Raw genomic sequence first — 16,741 nt, forward strand, 5'->3', positions numbered from 1 at the left:
GCCATGCAGGGGCGTCGATGATCCGTGGGACGGTGCGACAAGTAGCTGCCTTGCGCTGGCGCACCGGCGGTCTGCTGCTTGCCGTGCTGGTGATCGTGGCGCTGCCGTACATGATCATGCGCGGCGGCTCGCGGCAGGCGCTGGATGCCGGCGAGCTGGTCACGCGCGCGGCCGAAGTGCAGGCGCTGGTCTACCGCATCGCCGACCAGACCTACGACAGCGAAGCCGCCATCCAGCACCTGCTGGCGGATGACCCGTACGCGCGCGGCGAAGAAACCGTGCAGAACGCCGAGCGGCTGGTGCCCAACCTGCTCGATCAATTGCATCGCCTGGTCGCCGACAACGCCGAGCAGGAACACTTGGTCGAGCAGCTGAGCGCAGTGGAAAACGGCCGCCTGGCGCTGCTGCACCAGGCCCTGCAGCGCTACAAGCACAACGACGCGATCGGTGCCGGACAGGCGCTGCGCGATGCCGGCAATCTGTTCCGTATCGACGACATCGCCAGCCGCCTGGTCGGCAGCGCCGAGCTGCAATTGCAGCATCGCCGCGAGGCGGCACAGCAACTGTCGCGGGACAGCAGCACCGCGCTGGCGCTGACCGCCATTGCGCAGCTGGTGATGCTGACCATCGTGGTGGTGGTGTCCGAACGGCAGATCGGCAAGCGCCTGCGTGCCGAGATCGGCGAACGCCAGGCCGTGCAACGTTCGCAGATGATCCTGCAGGCGGTGCGCGAACCGATCGCGCTGCTCGACAACAGCCTGCGCACGCTGCTGGTGAATGCGGCCTTCAGCGAACTGTATGGCGTTTCCGAGGACAGCCGCGCCGAATACCTGGACGACATCGGCCAGGGCGCCTGGGCCGACGAAGTGCTGCAGCAGCGCCTGCGCGACGTCTTGCTGCGCGACCGCGAGCTGTGGGACTACGAACTTACGCAGCGCACCATCGACGGTGTCGAACGCCACGTGGTGATCAATGCACGGCGCCTGCAACAGCAGGACAGCGAGAATCCTGTGCTGCTGCTGACGGTGAGCGACGTCACCGCGCGGGCCCTGGTCGAGCAGCAGGTAAAGGAGCTCAATCACCAGCTGGAGGGCAAGGTGGTGCAGATCTCCGACGTCAACCGCGAACTGGAGGCTTTCAGTTATTCCGTGTCGCATGACCTGCGCGCGCCGTTGCGGCACATCACGGCGTTCGCGCAAAAGCTGGAGCTGCACCTGGGCGATGACGTGGATGTCACCACCCACCATTACCTGGGCGTGATCCGCGACGCCTCGCAGCGCATGGCGCAGCTGATCGATGATCTGCTGGTGTTCTCGCGGCTCGGACGCGGCGCCTTGCGGCTGCAGGCGGTGGACATGCAGTCGCTGGTGGATGAGGCACGCATGCTGGCCGAATCCGAAGTGCCGGACCGCCACATCGAATGGCAGGTCGACCCCATGCCGGTCGTGGTGGGCGACGAGAACATGCTGCGCACGGTGTGGCAGAACCTGATCGGCAATGCCGTCAAATACACCGGCCAGACGCGCACGGCGTATATCCGGGTCAGCGTGGAGCACGGCGAATCCGGCGATTTCGAATTCACCGTGTCCGACAATGGCGCCGGCTTCGACATGCGCTACGTCGACAAATTGTTCGGCGTATTCCAGCGCCTGCACAAGGCCAGCGAATTTCCGGGCAACGGCATCGGGCTGGCGAATGTGCAGCGCATCGTGTCGCGGCATGGCGGCCGGGTCTGGGCCGAAGGCGAGCCGGGGCAGGGCGCGCAATTTCACTTCACGCTGTCGGCGGTGGAACCGCCGGTGGCCAATGAATGGGTCTCGCCATGAAGCATGGACCGCTGCGCACCATCCTGCTGGTGGAAGACAGCCCCGTCGACGCCGAAATGACCGTGGACGCCCTGCGCCAGGCCAACCTCGCCAACCCCGTCGCGCACGTGGAGGACGGGGAAGAGTGCATGGACTGGCTGTATGCCCGCGGCGCGTTCGCCGGCCGCCCCGTCGCCGACCCGGCGGTGGTGCTGCTGGATATCAAAATGCCGCGCATGACCGGCCTGGACGTGCTGCGCCAGATGCGTGCGGACGAGCGCTTCCGGCGTACGCCGGTGGTGATTTTGTCGTCGTCGCGTGAAGAAAGCGATCTGGCCCGCAGCTGGGACCTGGGTGTGAATGCCTATGTGATCAAGCCGGTGGACGTGGCGCAGTTTTTCCGGGCAGTGCAGACCCTGGGCCAGTTCTGGGGCGTGCTGAACCAGGCGCCGGAGACGGAATGACGCCTCCGGCGCGCCGCCCGCATGCCGCTTTTTTGCAGTAGTGCGCAACGCATGCCGTTAGCGATCCGTTGAAATATGATGAACGGATTGACCAAGCAGGCTCAGGGATGCCGGACAAGTCAAACCATCAACGTGCGCTGCCGCGGATCCGCGTGCTGCAGGTGGAGGACAGCCCGCTCGACGCCGAGCTGATCCTTACCGAGCTGCAGGCGGACGGTATCGACTACGAAGTGCGGCTGGTCGACGACGAGCCGGCCTTCATCGATACGCTGCAGGGATTCCAGCCGCATATCGTGCTGTCGGACCTGAGCATGCCGGGCTTCTCCGGTCAGCGTGCGCTGGAATTGCTGCTGGCGCACAGTCCGGAGACGCCGTTCATCTATGTATCGGCCACGCTCGGCGAAGAAGCGGCCATCGCCGCGCTGCGCGAAGGCGCCACCGACTACATCCTGAAACAGAATCCCGCGCGCCTGGCCAGCGCGGTGCGCCGCGCCCTGCGCGAAGCCGAGGAACAGCGCGCCCGCGCGCATGCCGAAGCCGAGCTGATCCGGGTGCAGCGTTTTGAAAGCCTGGCCATGCTGGCCGGCGGCCTCAGCCACGATCTGCGCAACCTGCTGCAGCCATTGCTGCTGGCCGGCGACAGCCTGCTCGATTACCAGGAGGATCCGCGCCTGGCCCGCCTCGGTGCGCTGGTGCGCGACTGCGGGCGGCGCGGGCTGGAGATGGTGCAATCGATGCTGTCGTTTGCCCGTGGTGCGCGGCGCGCCGAGCAGGTGAAAGCGCGGGCCGTGCTCGATGCGCTGTCCCTGCTGCTGCAAGGCAGCGTGCCGCGCGGGGTGCAGCTGGATATCGAATTGAACGATGCCGAGCTGAGCTTCGAAGGCAATCACACCGAACTGCAGCAGTGCCTGCTCAACCTCTGCCTCAACGCGATCCAGGCGATGCCTGGCGGCGGCATTTTGCGCGTGGTAGCGAGCAAGGCAAAGCTGGATACCTCATTCCTGCTCGAACAGGAAGAAGCGCAGCCGGGCGACTACGTGCGCCTGTCCGTGGCCGATACCGGCCAGGGCATGAGCGAAGAAGTGCGTGGGCGTTTGTTCGAGCCCTTCTTCACCACCAAGGACGGCGGCACCGGACTGGGCCTGTTGTCGTGCCGGCGCATTGTCTACAGCCACGGCGGCGTGATGCGGGTGGATAGCCTGCTGGGCGAAGGCACCTGTTTCGACCTGTATATCCCGGTGACGCGCGCCGTCGCCGAAACGACGGAACTGGTGGACGGCGATGGCTCCCTGCACGGCAATGCCGAGCACGTGCTGCTGGTGGTGGAAGAGGCCGGCCAGCTCACCCTGCTCACCGACACGCTCGATACCTGGGGCTATGAAGTGCACGCCAGCCAGAGCGGTACCGCGGCCCTGCAATGGATCGAAGCCTGTGGCCTGCCGGATCTGGTGGTAATGGACGCCGACATGAGCCTGTTCACCAGCGAGCGTACGCTGGCCGCGCTGAGCGAGTCGGGTTACCGCAAGGGCGTGCTGGTGCTGTGCCGTGCGGACGATCCGCCCGATTCGGCGATCTTCCAGGTCCCCGGCAAGTTGCTGCGCCTGAACAAGCCGGTGAACACACGGACCTTGCTGCAGGCGGTACGCGCCACGCTGCAAAAGAGCGCCTGACTACTTACGTAGGTTGGGTTAGCGCAGCGTAACCCAACGCAATGATCGAAACCGCGTTGGGCCAGCCCTGCATCCAGCCCGGGCTAACCCACTGACGCCAACAAGCCCGCATCAATCGATGCCGAGCTTCTTCAGCTTGTAGCGCAGCGCGCGGAAGGTGATGCCCAGCTTTCTCGCCGCCGCCGTCTTGTTGTAGCGCGACTCTTCCAGCGCCTTCATGATCGCGGTGCGCTCGAGATTGCTGATGTAGTCGTCCAGGCCCAGTTCGCTGGACGGCGTCTGCACCGGCGGCGCGGAGGACATCGGTGCATGCGCCGGATGCGCGAAACCCGGCGCGGGGTGATGGGCCTGTGCCGGTGCCGGCGCTTCCGCGCCGTGGCGCGGCGGGCGCTGCGGCAGCATCAGGTCGCTGGCGTCGATGCGGTCGCCGTCGCACATCGCTACGGCGCGCTCGAGGATGTTTTCCAGCTCGCGCACATTGCCGGGAAAGTCGTAGTCCTCCAGCGCCTGGCGTGCTTCAGGCAGCAGCCGTGCCGGGGTGTCGCTGCGGCTCTTGGTGGCGAGCTGGCGCAACACGAAATCGGCCAGCAGCGGCACATCGCCCCGGCGCTCGCGCAGCGGCGGCACGCGCAGCTCGATCACGTTGATGCGGTAGAACAAGTCCTGGCGGAATTGGGCCTGATCGACCAGGGCGGCGAGGTTCTTGTGGGTGGCCGAGAGAATGCGTACGTCGACCGCGATTTCCTCGCGCGCACCGATCGGGCGTACGGCTTTTTCCTGGATCGCGCGCAGCAGTTTCACCTGCATGTGCAGCGGCAGCTCGGCCACTTCGTCCAGGAACAGCGTGCCGCCATGCGCGGCCTGGAACAGCCCTTCCTTGTCGGCCACGGCGCCGGTGAAGCTGCCTTTGCGATGGCCGAAGAATTCGCTTTCCATCAATTCGGAGGGAATCGCGCCGCAGTTGACCGGCACGAACGGGCCGCTGGCGCGCGGACCCTGCTCGTGGATCAGCCGCGCCACCAGTTCCTTGCCCACGCCTGACTCACCGGCGATATACACCGGCGCCTGATTGCGCGCGAGCTTGCCGATGGTGCTGCGCACCTGCTGCATCACGGTGGAGTCGCCGATCAGGCGATCGCCGGAGGCGGTGGTGGTGCTGGCGGGGGTGGCGCCGCTGCGCTTTTCCTCGGCCAGCTTCAGCGCCGTGCGCACCAGCCGGCGCAGCATCTGGATGTCGACCGGCTTGGACACGAAGTCGAAGGCGCCGGCCTTCAGCGCCGTCACCGCCGCATCGACATTGCCGTAGGCGGTGATCATCGCCACCGGCGTGTCGTCGTATTCGGCAGCGATCAGCTCGATCACCTCCTGCCCGCTGCCATCCGGCAGGCGCATGTCGGTGAAGCATAGATCGTAGTGATGATCGGTCAGTGCCTGGCGCGCATCGGCCACGGTGCCGACGGCATCAACCTTCAGGTCCATGCGGCCCAGCGTGATAGTCAGCAGTTCGCGGATGTCGCGTTCGTCGTCAATGACCAGGACGGTCTGTTGGCTCATGGTCCGGGGGCGAATGTGGGTTGTTGTTCAGGATACTCGCCTACAGACAAGTCGCAAAGCATGTGTGCTCATCTAGGCGGGTGCTGGTGCGTGATGTATAGGCAGCTCCGTTATCGCGGAGTGAAAATCGCCGCCGCCTAATGCCCCAGGCGGCGCTCGAAAAACTGCACGATCACCCGGTAGGCGTCCTGCGATTCAGGGATTTCCGGGTCGGAGAAGAAGGAATGCCACATGCCTTCCCAGACATGCAGTTCGGTGGGCACGCCGGCCTGGTCGAGCAATTGCTGGCTGTGCACCACCGAGCTCATCGCCATGTCGCGGGTGCCGGTGATCAGCAAGGTGGGGGGGAATTTGGCCAGCAGCGCCGGCGAGCGGCCGGGCTGCACTAGCGGATCGTCCGCACGGGCGCCATGGAAATAGGGGATATCGGCCAGGTGCAAGGGGTGCACCGGCACGCCCTGGCCATTGAGCAGCGGCGCGATATAGGCCGAATCGCCATCCAGGTCGGTCAGCGAGCCGCAGAAGGTGCCGATTGCGCCGGGCACCGGCAGCTGGTCATGGATGATGCGCGCGGTCGCCTCGGCGGTAAGCGCACCGCCGGCCGAGCAGCCGTAGATGCCGATATTGCGCGGCTTGTATTGCTTGAGCAGCGCCCGGTACACCGCTTCCACATCGTCGCTGGCGGCGGGAAAGGTACGTTCCGGACCCTGCCGGTAGTCGACGGTGATCACCTTGATGCGGCCCAGGCTGGCGATCGGAATCGATTCCACCAGCCCGCCGCTGTGCGCACCCCATAGAAAGGCGCCGCCGTGCAGATTGATCAGCACGCGCTCGCGATTGGCCGGCGCAATGCCCTGGGCCGGCAGCACCACGTCGGTGCCGACTCCGGCAATGGTCTCGTGATGGGTGGTGACCGGGTACAGCTTTTCCATGCGCGCGGCGCGATCGCTGTTCATGCGGTCGTAGAAGCTGCGGCTTTGCCCGATCGGCGCGGTGATCGGCGGCGCCTTGCTGCCGGCGGCGAGCAGTTTCGGAAAGAACGCTTTTGCCTGCGGCGAGGCGTAGGAGGAATACGGCACCGTGGCGGCTGGCGCGGTGACGCTGCCATCGGCATTCATGCCAGCGGTCTGGGCGCTGGCGGCGGTGGCGAACAGCGCAGCGGAAACCACGGCGAGGTGGCGCAGGACGGACATGAGTTTCCCCTCGATGGCGGCGATGCCGTTCAATGTGCGGTGCCCGATTGGGTGTCGGCCGCTGCCGTCGGCTTGGCGCCATGCAGCAGCTCCTGCAATTTCAGGTACACGCCGTTGCTCCAGCCGAAGCCGATCACGTTGGTGGTGTAGCCGGAACTGACTTTGACGTCGGCATTGCCCAGCGCCATGTTGTATTTCTCGCGGATGGTGCCGTCGTCGGCGAAGCCGCGATCGATGGTGGCGTCGAACTTGCCGGCCAGGCGCAGCGCGTCCTGGTGGAAGCCATACGCTTCCAGGCCGGAGATCGCCAACCAGTTGGTCGGTGCCCAGCCGAAGGGTGCGTTCCATTGCGCGCCGCTGGGACGGTTGTCCATGGCCAGGCCGCCTTTGAGTTCGAAGGTCGGCAGCGTCTTGCGCACGGCCTCGGCCTGCTGCGGCGAAGCGGCGCCCGCCCAGAGCGGATAGAACGCCGTGAGATAAGGCGTGCCGGAGGGCTTGCCGGCGACGAAGTCGTAGTCGCGATACATGCCCAGCTCCGGCCGCCACAGGTATTTATCCATCGCCGCCTTGCGTGCGGCGGCGGCTTGCGCCCAATGTTCGGCCTCGTCCGGCTTGCCCAGTTGCTTGGCGAAATCGCTCAGATCCAGTTCGTAGCGATACAGCAGGCTGTTCAAATCCACCGCCGCATAGTGATGGGTGGAGCCGCCGAACGGACCGAAGTGGAAATTGGTGTCGAAACCGGATTCGCGCATTGCGCGATCGCCGTGATAGTAGTCGGCCGTCAGGCGATAGCCGCCGACCCAGTTGCCGGCGCATACGTTCGATGCGTGCACATCGCAGCTGGTGTTCTGCAACTGCGCGGCTTCGGCAGCGTTCGGATGCTGGGCGCCCTTGAGCAGGTAGCCTGGGTTGTCGGCGGGATGCGCGATCAGCCAGGTGATCACGTCGTTATAGAAACTGCTGTCCTGCGCTTCCAGCACCGGGCCGCTGCCCAGGTCGTAGTAGCGGGCCAGTCCGGTATTGCCGGCCTGGTGTTCCGGGCGCGTCCAGATGGCGTGGTTGCGTACCGCCAGCGGATAGGATTGCTCCAGCCACGCGCGTTTTTCCGCGGCGCTGTGGAAACTGGCCGGATCGCCCAGCACCGCCTGCATCATGCCGGTGAGGAAGGGCGGTTGCGAACGGCTGAGGTAATAGCTGCGGTTGGCATTGAGCACGCCGCCGTAGTACTGCACTTCGAACAGCGCGTTGTCGGTCATGTCGCGCGCCAGCTCGGTGCGATGGTCGGCGACCAGGCCGAGCACGATGAAATAGCTGTCCCAGCCATACATTTCATTGAAGAAGCCGCCGGGCACCACGTACGGATGCGGCAGGTAAAGCAGGCCTTGCACCGGCAGCCTGGTGGCATCGATCGCGCCCAGCTGATCGATCACCTGCGGCAACGGGCGCACATCCACATTGCAGCGCCTGGCGGTCTGGGTCAGCGCGGCCGGGACGGCGAATTGCGCCGGCACATAGATCACCGGGCGTGCCTTGATCTTGGGATCGGCCAGCGATTTGCAGTTGTCCATCGAGCGGGTCAGGGTGGTCCAGGCCTGGTCGATATAGGCACGTGTCTTGGCCGGATCGGGCTGAGCCGCCGAGGCGGCAGCGGCCAGGCTGGCGCAGAGCAGCAGTGCGAGGGGACGGAGTGGGTAGGTCATGGCGTTTCTCCCTTCGAGGCGCCGTGGGTGGCGGCGCTGTGATGTATCGCAGCTCGATGCAGCGTGCAGTGCTCGCTGCCTGGCACCGGATGCTGTGTGCGTGTCATGGACTAGCGCTCCGGCACCACGTCGAACGCTACCGTGAGCCGCGTCTGCGCGGCATGGAACGGTACGGTGCCGTGCCAGACATACGACGGAAACAGCACCAGTCGTCCCGGCTGCGGGCGCACCACATGCTGTGCGGGCAGCGGCGGCGTGGTGAGCATGCCGGGTGCGCCGAAGGCCAGGCAGCCATCGTCGCTTTCGGCATCGGCCATGCCATCCGGCAGATCGACGTAGAAGGCCGAGGAAATCCAGCCGCGCGGATGCACGTGGTTGGCGTGATAGCCGGCGCTGCGCAGCCGCACCGACCAGCCGCCGTTGTAGCGATAGCTGCCGCGGTTGCGCCGGCGCAGGGGATCGCTGCCGTGACCGATCTGTGCGAGATAGTCGCGAATCGGTGCATCGAAGGCCTGGAACAGCGCCTGGATCACCGGATCCTGTTCACGCGTGAGGTCGCCGGTGGTTTCGGTGCCATGGCGCAGCGACTGGAACAGTAGCGGATGTTCGTAGCGCTGATGCAGGTTCTCCAGGCTTTGCCTGAGGTCGGCGAGGAAGCTGGCCAGATCCGGCCAGCCGTGAGGCGCCTGCAGCAACTGCGGACGTACCAGTTGCGGGTAATCGCAATACGCGTCGTAGCGTGCATCGCCGAGCAGGCGCCAGGCGGTGGTCTGCAAGGCGATCAGGTATTGATCGTCGGGGGCGCCAAGCAGCAGCGCCGCGCACTGTTCCAGCGCGCGCTGCGCATCGCCCACGCCGAGCAGCGCCGCGGCAAGCAGATTGCGCGGCGCAGTGGCGGCCGGGGTCCGTTGCAGTGCGCGTTCGGCCAGGGTCAATGCGGTGGCCGGATCGAATTCCAGTGCGGCCAGCCCAGCACGTACCAGCAGCGCAGGCGTGGCCTGCGCGCGCGTTGCGGCATCGGCCAGGCATGCATAAGCCGCACGCACGTCGCCGGCGCCTTGCAGCACGGCGGCCTTGGTGGCCAGCAGCGCTTCATCGCCATGTGATGCGTGCAGCACCTGGTCGAGCATGGCGGTGCTTTGGGCAGCATCGCCGGTACGCATCCATATTAGTCGCGCCAGATGATCGTGTGCATCGCGGTGGCGCGGATCCCCGCGCAGGCATTCGCGCAAGGCACTTTCGGCGCGATCGAATTCACCCAGCGCCACCAGGCTGCTGGCCTGGGTGAAATACACGGCGGCGCTGCGATGTCCGCGCGTCAAGGCGTGCTGGGCCGCATGTTCGGCTTCGGTATGCCGGGCCGCGGCGCCCAGCGCGATCGCCAGGGCATGCGTGGCGGCGGGATTGTCGGGCGCAGCCTCCGCCAGCTGGCGATAGCACGTCACCGCTTCGTCCTGCCGCTGCAATGCCGACAGCGCGGCCACGTGTTGCGTCACCAGTTCCGGATGCAACTGGCCGGCAGCGCATAGCGGACCGACAACGGCCAGCGCCTCGGCCGGCTGCTGCTGGTCGTTGTAATGCCGCGCCAGCAACAGCGCCGCTTGCGGCAGGCGTTGCGCGGCACGGCGCAGCAGGGGTTCGGCCTGATCGGCGTGTCCGCGTTGCAGCAGCAGTTCACCGAGTGTGAGCAGGGTCGGTGCCCAGCCGGGATCGAGTGCCAGTGCTTTGCGCAACAGCATTTCGGCGCCATCGGCATCGCCGAAGCTTTGCCGGATACCGCCGAGCAGGCGCAAGGCCTCGACGTAATCCGGATGCGCATCCACGACCGCCAGCAAGTGATCGTGCGCGCTGCGCAAGTCGCCGCCCTGCAGCAGGCTGCCGATGTGCTGCATGGTGTGGAGCAGGGCGGGCGACGTGCTGGGCATGGGCGGCGGCTCGATGATTTACAGCGCCTGGCGCACCAGTTCGGCCTTACCGTCGGCACCGCGTCGCACGCTGATGTCGTAGGTCTTGCCGCGGAAATGCACCTGCTTGAGCGTCAGCGACTGCCACGATGGCGGCAGCACCGGCGCATAAGCCTGGTCCAGGCCCTTGTCGTCGACGCGCAGGCCGGTCAGGCCATACACCATGCTCTGCAGAAAGCCGGCGGACGTGGCCAGGATATAGCCTGCATTATTGGCCACCGTTTCGGTGCGCACATTGAACGGCGGTTTCAAAAAGCCGACCAGGTTGCGCTGGATCCAGTCGCCTGCGGTCTTGGCGTCGCCCAGTTCCGACGCGCCGACGGCCAGCATCACCATCATCATTTCGTTTGGATCGTCGCCGTGGACTTTCAGCTCCTGCAACTGGAAATCGAAGTCGTTGCGGCGCACCGCCGGCGACATCGGCAGATCCAGATTGGGATACATCAGCCAGGCCAACGACGAACCCATCCAGGTGATCTTGTCGTGCGGCACGGAGGCGTCGAAATCGAGGTGGCGCTGTTCCTGGTCCAGGAACGGGATATACATCTTGTCGGCGATCGCCTGCCATTGCGGATCGGGTGTCTCACCCACTTGCCTGGCCGCTTCGATCGCGATCTGCAGGGCCTTGCGCGCGGCGGCGTTGGTGAAGGAGTCGTTCGGCACGTCGTCGTAGGCCTCGTCGGGCGACGTGACGTGCATGATTTCGTAGCGGTCCCTGCTCTTGTCGTAGCTGACGCGGCTGGCCCAGAACTGCGCCACTTCGCGGATCACCGGCCAGCCGGATTGCTTGAGCCAGGCCTGGTCGCCGCTGGCCAGGTAGTACTGCCATTGCGCAATGGCGATATCGGCATTGACGTGGATCTCGCGGTACACGCCATAGGCAAAGTGCGGCGTGTAGTCGACGCCGGTCTGCGGATCGGCCTCCCACGGATACATGGTGCCCTTGGCGCCGTACTGCGCGGCGCGGTCGCGCGCCGGCTGCATGGTGCGGCGGCGGAACATCACGATCGGCTTGGCGCGTTCCGGATGCAGCAGCAACAGCGCGGGGAACACCCATGAATCGCTGTCCCAGAACGCATGGCCGGCGTAGTTGGGTGTGAGTGCGCAGGCGCCCATCGGCCATGCGGTGCCGACGGTGGTGTTGGACAGCAGGTAATACAGATCGGAGTGCACCGCTTTCTGCACCTGCGGATCGCCATCGATCACGATGTCCGATTTCCACAGCTCATGCCAGGCGGCTTGATGCCGTGCCAGCAGCGTGGCGAAGCCGGTCTGGCGTGCCTGCGTGGCCAGCGCCACATCGTCTTTCGCCGCGCCGCCCCAGTCCTGGCGCGAAGCGGCGAGGTACTTGGTGAAGGTATAGGTGGTGCCTTGTTTCACCTTGGCGGTGATATGCAGCGAGAGCAGGTCGCTGGTCTTGTCGAGGCGTACGTTCTGGATTTCCAGCCCGGCCGGCATTTGCACCGCTGCCGCTTCGGCCATGCTCAGGCCTTCCTTCGCGCGGCCATCCAGCCACAGCGTGAGCTGTTTGCTGTCGCCGTCGCTGGACAACACCTGGGTGTAGCCCGGATACCACACGGCAGCGCGGTCCGGTGTCGGCACCGGTTTGTTGTCCAGGTTCTGCCCGCTGGCGATCACGCCGGCAATCATCTGGTCGCCGGTCATGCTGCCGATCGGAAAGCGCGGCTGATATTCGGACCACAGGCGCAGCGGGAAGGTGAGTTCCACGCTACCGTCGAAATGCGGGGTGATGCTGAACTGCGTCGCTGCCAGATGGTTGTCGGCCTGGCTGACGAAGGTCACCACTTTGACGTCGGTGGATTTGTTGGCGTAGTCGAAGCGGTAGCTGGTGGTAAGCGTGCCGTCGTGCATGTCCAGCGTCTGCGCGTAGCCGGCGAAGATCTTTCGGTCCAGGCGGGTGGAATTGATCCAGCCGCCGCCGGGGTTGTAGTCGATCTCGCTCCAGCCGGGGATCGCTGCGGGGCGCGCAATATCGCCCTTGCTGTAGTCCATGAAGGCGACCATGTAGGCGCGGCTCGGCTCGGTGCCGCGCGGCGAGGTCATGGTAGAGAAATAGCCGTTGGCCAGGTAGCCGGGAAAATAGCTGCCGAAATTGTCGGCGGTGGCGGTGAGCATGAAGCTCGGATCGGTGGCGCAGGCGTTGGATGCGGCCGTGCCCGCAAGCAGGAACAGTCCGGTAATGCCGATGGTGCGAAAGCTCATGGAAACTCCAGCGGTGACAGCGCGTGCGGCTTCCTGCAGCACGCTACTTGGCGACGATGCGGATGCTTGCCTCCACGTTGACCTGGTGGCGATCGGTTTCGCGCTTGAACAGGAACAGCGTGATCAGGATCAGGCTCATCGGCACCAGCGAAAAGTAAAACGCATGAATGCCGTCGAAGCGTGAAAAGACGATCGCGGTGATGCGCGAGCCGAGCGTGCCGCCCAGGGCGGAGAAGATCACGATCAGGCCGGTCATCGCCGCGTGCGAGGGCTTGGGCAGCGAGCTGAGCGCTACCGAGTTGATTACCGGATAGATCGGCGCCATCAGCAGGCCGATCAGCGGAATCAGGTAGGCGGCGGGCGGCGCATCGCGCCAGCCGACGTGCGCGTGCGCGACCACGCCCTGCGCCAGCGGCAGGGTCAGCGTCACCAGCAGGCCCATGCCGACCACGCAGATATTCAATAGCGTGTACCAGCGCATGCGCCGCAGCAGCTGGCCGGCGACGATGCGGCCGACCGCGCTGGCGGCGGCCAGGATGGTCGCCATCTGGATGCTCATCGCATTGGGCAGCTTGAGGATCTCGTTATTGAAGGTGGGCAGCCAGGTGCTGAAGCTCTGTTCGATCAGCACGTACAGGAAGGCCGAAGCGAGAAATACGTAGACCAGCGGACGCAAGAACAGATGCAGCATTTCCAGCAGCGAGCCGCGCATCGGCTGGTCTTCGTCCGCGCGGGCGGCCGACTCGTCCATGCGTGCGGTGGCCAGCAGCGCGATCACCAGCACGCAGATCACCGCCAGCACCCAGTACACATTGAGCCAGGACGGATTGGCCGGCGCATCGCGGTCGACGAAGGCGCTGAACAGCCAGCCGGCCACCAGTACGCCGACCATGAACAGGCCTTCGATGGTGTTGGTGAGCCGGCCGTGTTCGCTGCGGCTGTTGGTAAGCAGCCCGATCGAGGAATACACCGCCACCTTGGTCAGCGCGAACGAAATGCCGACGCAGGTGAACAGCAGTTCGGTGGTGCGGAAGCTGGGATAGAGCGGCATCAGCACGCAGGCACAACCGACGATGCCCAGCGCGATCATCATCGCGCGCCGATAGCCGAGCAGGGGAAGGAACGAAGCAACCAGGAACGAGGTGATGGCGATCGGCAGGTCTTTGAATAATTCGAGCAGACTGGCCTGCGGTTTATCGATGCCGAAGGTATAGATGGATTGCAGGATCACCGTGCCGACGCTGTTGAGCAGGATCGCGAAGACCATGTAGATCAGGGCCAGCGCGGTAATCATGCGGAATCGGTTCATGGCTGCCTGCTAATCGATGGGCATGCGGACGAAATCTGCCGGCATGCCTAGCCTTGTGTGCTACCTCACCGTCATCCCGGCCTTCGCCGGGATGACGGTGGAGTGAGTGGAAACCTGGTGGCGATCCCTCACCGGACGAACTCTACAACTGACCCTCGAGAGAAAGTCCATGGCCGGGTGCTTGGGGATGCAAACACCCGGCCATGGGTGCCCCAGGGAGGGGAGGGCTCTAAAACGCCGGTCAGAACTTGTACTTGATCTGGCCTTGTACCTCGCGGCCTTCGATCGAGCGGGCCAGGATCACGCCGCCGCTGCTGGCAAAGCCGAACAAACGGGCGTTGCCTTCGGTGATGCCGATCTGGTTGGTCATGTTGGTGCCCATGACCGTGTACACCCAGTGCTGGCCCACGTTGGCGCTGACGTTGAAGCTCAGGTCGTAGAAGTTGCCCAGCGGCTGCTGCTCGATCAGATCGCCGTAGCGGCTGCCTACGTATTCGTAGGTGATCGCTGCGCGCAGGCTGCCCCAGCTGGTCGGCAGGTCATAGGCCGGGGTGAAGCGGAACTGCACCTTCGGCTGGCGCTGCAGCACCATGCCGTACATGCTGGCGAACGCGGCCGCACCGCTCTGCGTGGTGTATTCCTGCAGGCCGGTGTTGGTGTAGTGGCCGTCCATGTAGTCGCCGCTCAGCGTCAGGGTGACGTGCTCGAACGGCTTGAACGTGGTGTTGAGGTTCACACCCTTGGTGCTGGTGCCGTATACCAGCGAGACCTGCTGGCCGAACGGATTGGTGTAGGTGTAAGGCACGCCGAAGAAGATGCGGTGATAGGCGTTGACGTCCAGGTAGACCCAGTCGGCCTGGTACTTGAAGCCGATTTCCTGGTTGTGGATCTTCTCCACCGGCGTGCTCGGCAGGCCGCGCAGATCGTCGAAGCCGGGGAAGTGCACGCCGTCGTTCAAGCGTACGTACGCACTCATATTCGGCGTGAACTCGTAGTTGGCGCCGAGGGTCCACGACGGTGCGCTCTTGCGGTAATTGATGTAGCTCATGCCCGACGCCAGGTACTGCGAGCCGTTGTTGTACAGGGTGAACGGATTGTCATCCAGGTCGCCGGTGGCGGTGTTCTGAATGCCGCCGCTGGCCTGCTGGCGTTCCTCGCGGATGCCGGCATCGAACAGCCAGTTGTCGAGCTTCCAGGTATCGGTCAGGAAGAACGCGGTATTGAAGCCGTTCCAGCGTTCGTAGATCGCCGTGCTCGGACCGCTGGTGAAGCCGGCCGGGCTGCTCAGCTGGTAGGTGTTGGTACCGTTGCTGATATCGACCGCGATCGGATCCGGATTGCTGATTGCCTGCAGCAACATGTTGTTGCCCAGGTACCAGGTGTCGTGGTCGTTGTAGACCGCGGTGTAGTTGCCGAGGGTCAGCGTATTGCCGTCGAACAATTCCTTGCTGATATGGAATTCGTTGCTGATCGCGGCGATGCGCTTGTGCACGTACCAGTAGCCCTGGGTAGTGACGTTCTGGTTCATGTTGGCCGCCGCGCCGTTATTGGCGTAGGTGGCGGACGAGGTGTAGGTGCCGGCCGGCAATTCGCCCGAGGCGATATCCGAGGCGACCTGGCTGGAGATGTATTCGCCCAGCGTGCTCGGGTTGGCGCCGGTGCTGAAGAACGACACCGTGTTCATCTGGCCGCCGGTGAAGTTCAGCTTGTCGGAAATCGACAGGCCGTTGCCGAAATCCCAGTCGAAATTGCTGCCGAACATGTGGATGTCGGCACCGCGACCCTTGGCCAGGTTCAACGGAATGCCGCCGGGGGTGCAGCCGGCCGTATTGCAGGGCGTAACCTGGATCGTCTCGTACTGATCGGCCTTGCTGCCGAAGGTGCCGGTCAGCGGATTGAAGCCCGGATAGTTGGAGAACGTGCCCTGGTTCGGATTGAGGATCGGCGTGTCGGTGACGAACTGGTTGTGATCCTTCAGCGCGCGCGCATAGAACATCAGCGAGCCACTATCCCAGTCGCGGCTGATGGTGGCGCTCAGCTGGCCGCCGTTGTCGGCGGGGAACTGCGGATTGCGCACGCCGTCGGACTTGCGCCAGAAGCCGCCGAAGCTGCCGTACCAGCCAGTGTCCTTGCCGAGCGGGAAGCCGATGAAGCCGTCGATGCGGCTCATGCCTTCTGAGCCGTAGGTGTAGCCCAGGTCGCCGGAGGGCGTATCGGTGCCTTCACGCAGAATGAAGTTGCCGGTCAGGCCAGGCTGGCCATTGCCGTACAACACGCCCGGGCCGCCCTGCACCAGTTCGGCGCGGTCGATGGTGTCGTCGAGGCGGAACATGGAGGAGTTTTCCATGAACGATAGCGAGGACATTGGATACAGCGGCGAGCCGTTGAGCTGGAAGGTGACGTAGGGTGCGTCGCCGCCGCCGGGGAAGCCGGCCACTTCGATGTTCGCGCCGGTCTGGCCGCCGGAGGATTCCGGATAGATGCCGGGCGAGGCCTTCAACAGGTCGGCCGCGCTCTTGGGATTGGCCTGCTTGATCTGGTCGGCGCTCATCGAGGTGATCGAGTAGCTGGCGTCAATCTTCTTTACGCCGCCGAAGGTGGCCGTGCCGGTCACCACCACCTGTTGCAGGGTGGATGCGTTCTTGGCGTTGGCGGCCTGCTGTGCGCCGGGACTGCTCCTCACCGGCGCGGTCGTGGGCGCGTTCTGCGCGGACGGCGGCGGAGGCGGTGTGCTTTGATCGGTTTGCTGTGCGTAGGCGGCGCCGGACATCAGAGTTGCGGCGATCGCCGTCGACAACGCTAAGCGTGCGAGTGGCTTGGTCTTCATCAATCGTTCTCCCCAACGGTTTGTTTGTGATC

At 64.8% G+C, this 16,741-nt stretch carries 10 protein-coding genes; 3 read left to right on the plus strand and 7 right to left on the minus strand.

Going from position 1 to position 16,741, the window contains the following annotated elements:
- Positions 1–17: 17 nt before the first annotated feature.
- From IGX34_RS13765 to IGX34_RS13775, 3 genes are all read left to right on the plus strand, one after another.
- Entirely contained in the window at positions 18–1,826 is a 1,809-nt protein-coding gene (locus tag IGX34_RS13765; protein ID WP_192556300.1) for a sensor histidine kinase, read from the plus strand.
- Positions 1,823–2,269, plus strand: a complete 447-nt coding sequence (locus IGX34_RS13770) for a response regulator (RefSeq protein ID WP_192556301.1) — start codon at positions 1,823–1,825, stop codon at positions 2,267–2,269. The genes IGX34_RS13765 and IGX34_RS13770 overlap by 4 nt, the downstream gene beginning before the upstream one ends.
- Before the next feature lie 107 nt (positions 2,270–2,376).
- Positions 2,377–3,939 carry a response regulator gene (locus IGX34_RS13775; RefSeq protein ID WP_192556302.1) on the plus strand — a complete coding sequence of 521 codons (1,563 nt, stop codon included), beginning with the start codon at positions 2,377–2,379 and terminating at the stop codon, positions 3,937–3,939.
- 111 nt (positions 3,940–4,050) lie between these two features.
- Here the strand turns inward: IGX34_RS13775 and IGX34_RS13780 are convergent, their stop codons facing one another.
- From IGX34_RS13780 to IGX34_RS13810, 7 genes are all read right to left on the minus strand, one after another.
- Positions 4,051–5,493, minus strand: a complete 1,443-nt coding sequence (locus IGX34_RS13780) for a sigma-54-dependent transcriptional regulator (protein WP_192556303.1) — start codon at positions 5,491–5,493, stop codon at positions 4,051–4,053.
- A 137-nt stretch (positions 5,494–5,630) separates the two neighbouring features.
- Positions 5,631–6,686, minus strand: coding sequence for an alpha/beta hydrolase (locus IGX34_RS13785; RefSeq protein ID WP_192556304.1), 1,056 nt, complete (start codon positions 6,684–6,686; stop codon positions 5,631–5,633).
- Between the two features lie 29 nt (positions 6,687–6,715).
- Positions 6,716–8,386: a trehalase family glycosidase gene (locus tag IGX34_RS13790; protein ID WP_192556305.1), complete on the minus strand. Its 1,671-nt coding sequence runs from the start codon at positions 8,384–8,386 to the stop codon at positions 6,716–6,718.
- Between the two features lie 110 nt (positions 8,387–8,496).
- Positions 8,497–10,311, minus strand: a complete 1,815-nt coding sequence (locus IGX34_RS13795; RefSeq protein WP_192556306.1) for a putative 2OG-Fe(II) oxygenase — start codon at positions 10,309–10,311, stop codon at positions 8,497–8,499.
- Between the two features lie 18 nt (positions 10,312–10,329).
- A complete protein-coding gene (locus tag IGX34_RS13800) occupies positions 10,330–12,573 on the minus strand; it encodes a glycoside hydrolase family 65 protein (RefSeq protein WP_192556307.1) in 2,244 nt (747 codons plus the stop codon).
- A 43-nt stretch (positions 12,574–12,616) separates the two neighbouring features.
- On the minus strand, positions 12,617–13,882 hold the full coding sequence (locus tag IGX34_RS13805) for an MFS transporter (RefSeq protein ID WP_225737459.1): 1,266 nt from the start codon (positions 13,880–13,882) through the stop codon (positions 12,617–12,619).
- A 241-nt stretch (positions 13,883–14,123) separates the two neighbouring features.
- Positions 14,124–16,709, minus strand: a complete 2,586-nt coding sequence (locus tag IGX34_RS13810) for a TonB-dependent receptor (RefSeq protein WP_192556308.1) — start codon at positions 16,707–16,709, stop codon at positions 14,124–14,126.
- Between the last annotated feature and the right edge of the window lie 32 nt (positions 16,710–16,741).

The organism is Dyella acidiphila (assembly GCF_014863405.1).
Lineage (GTDB): Bacteria > Pseudomonadota > Gammaproteobacteria > Xanthomonadales > Rhodanobacteraceae > Dyella_B > Dyella_B acidiphila.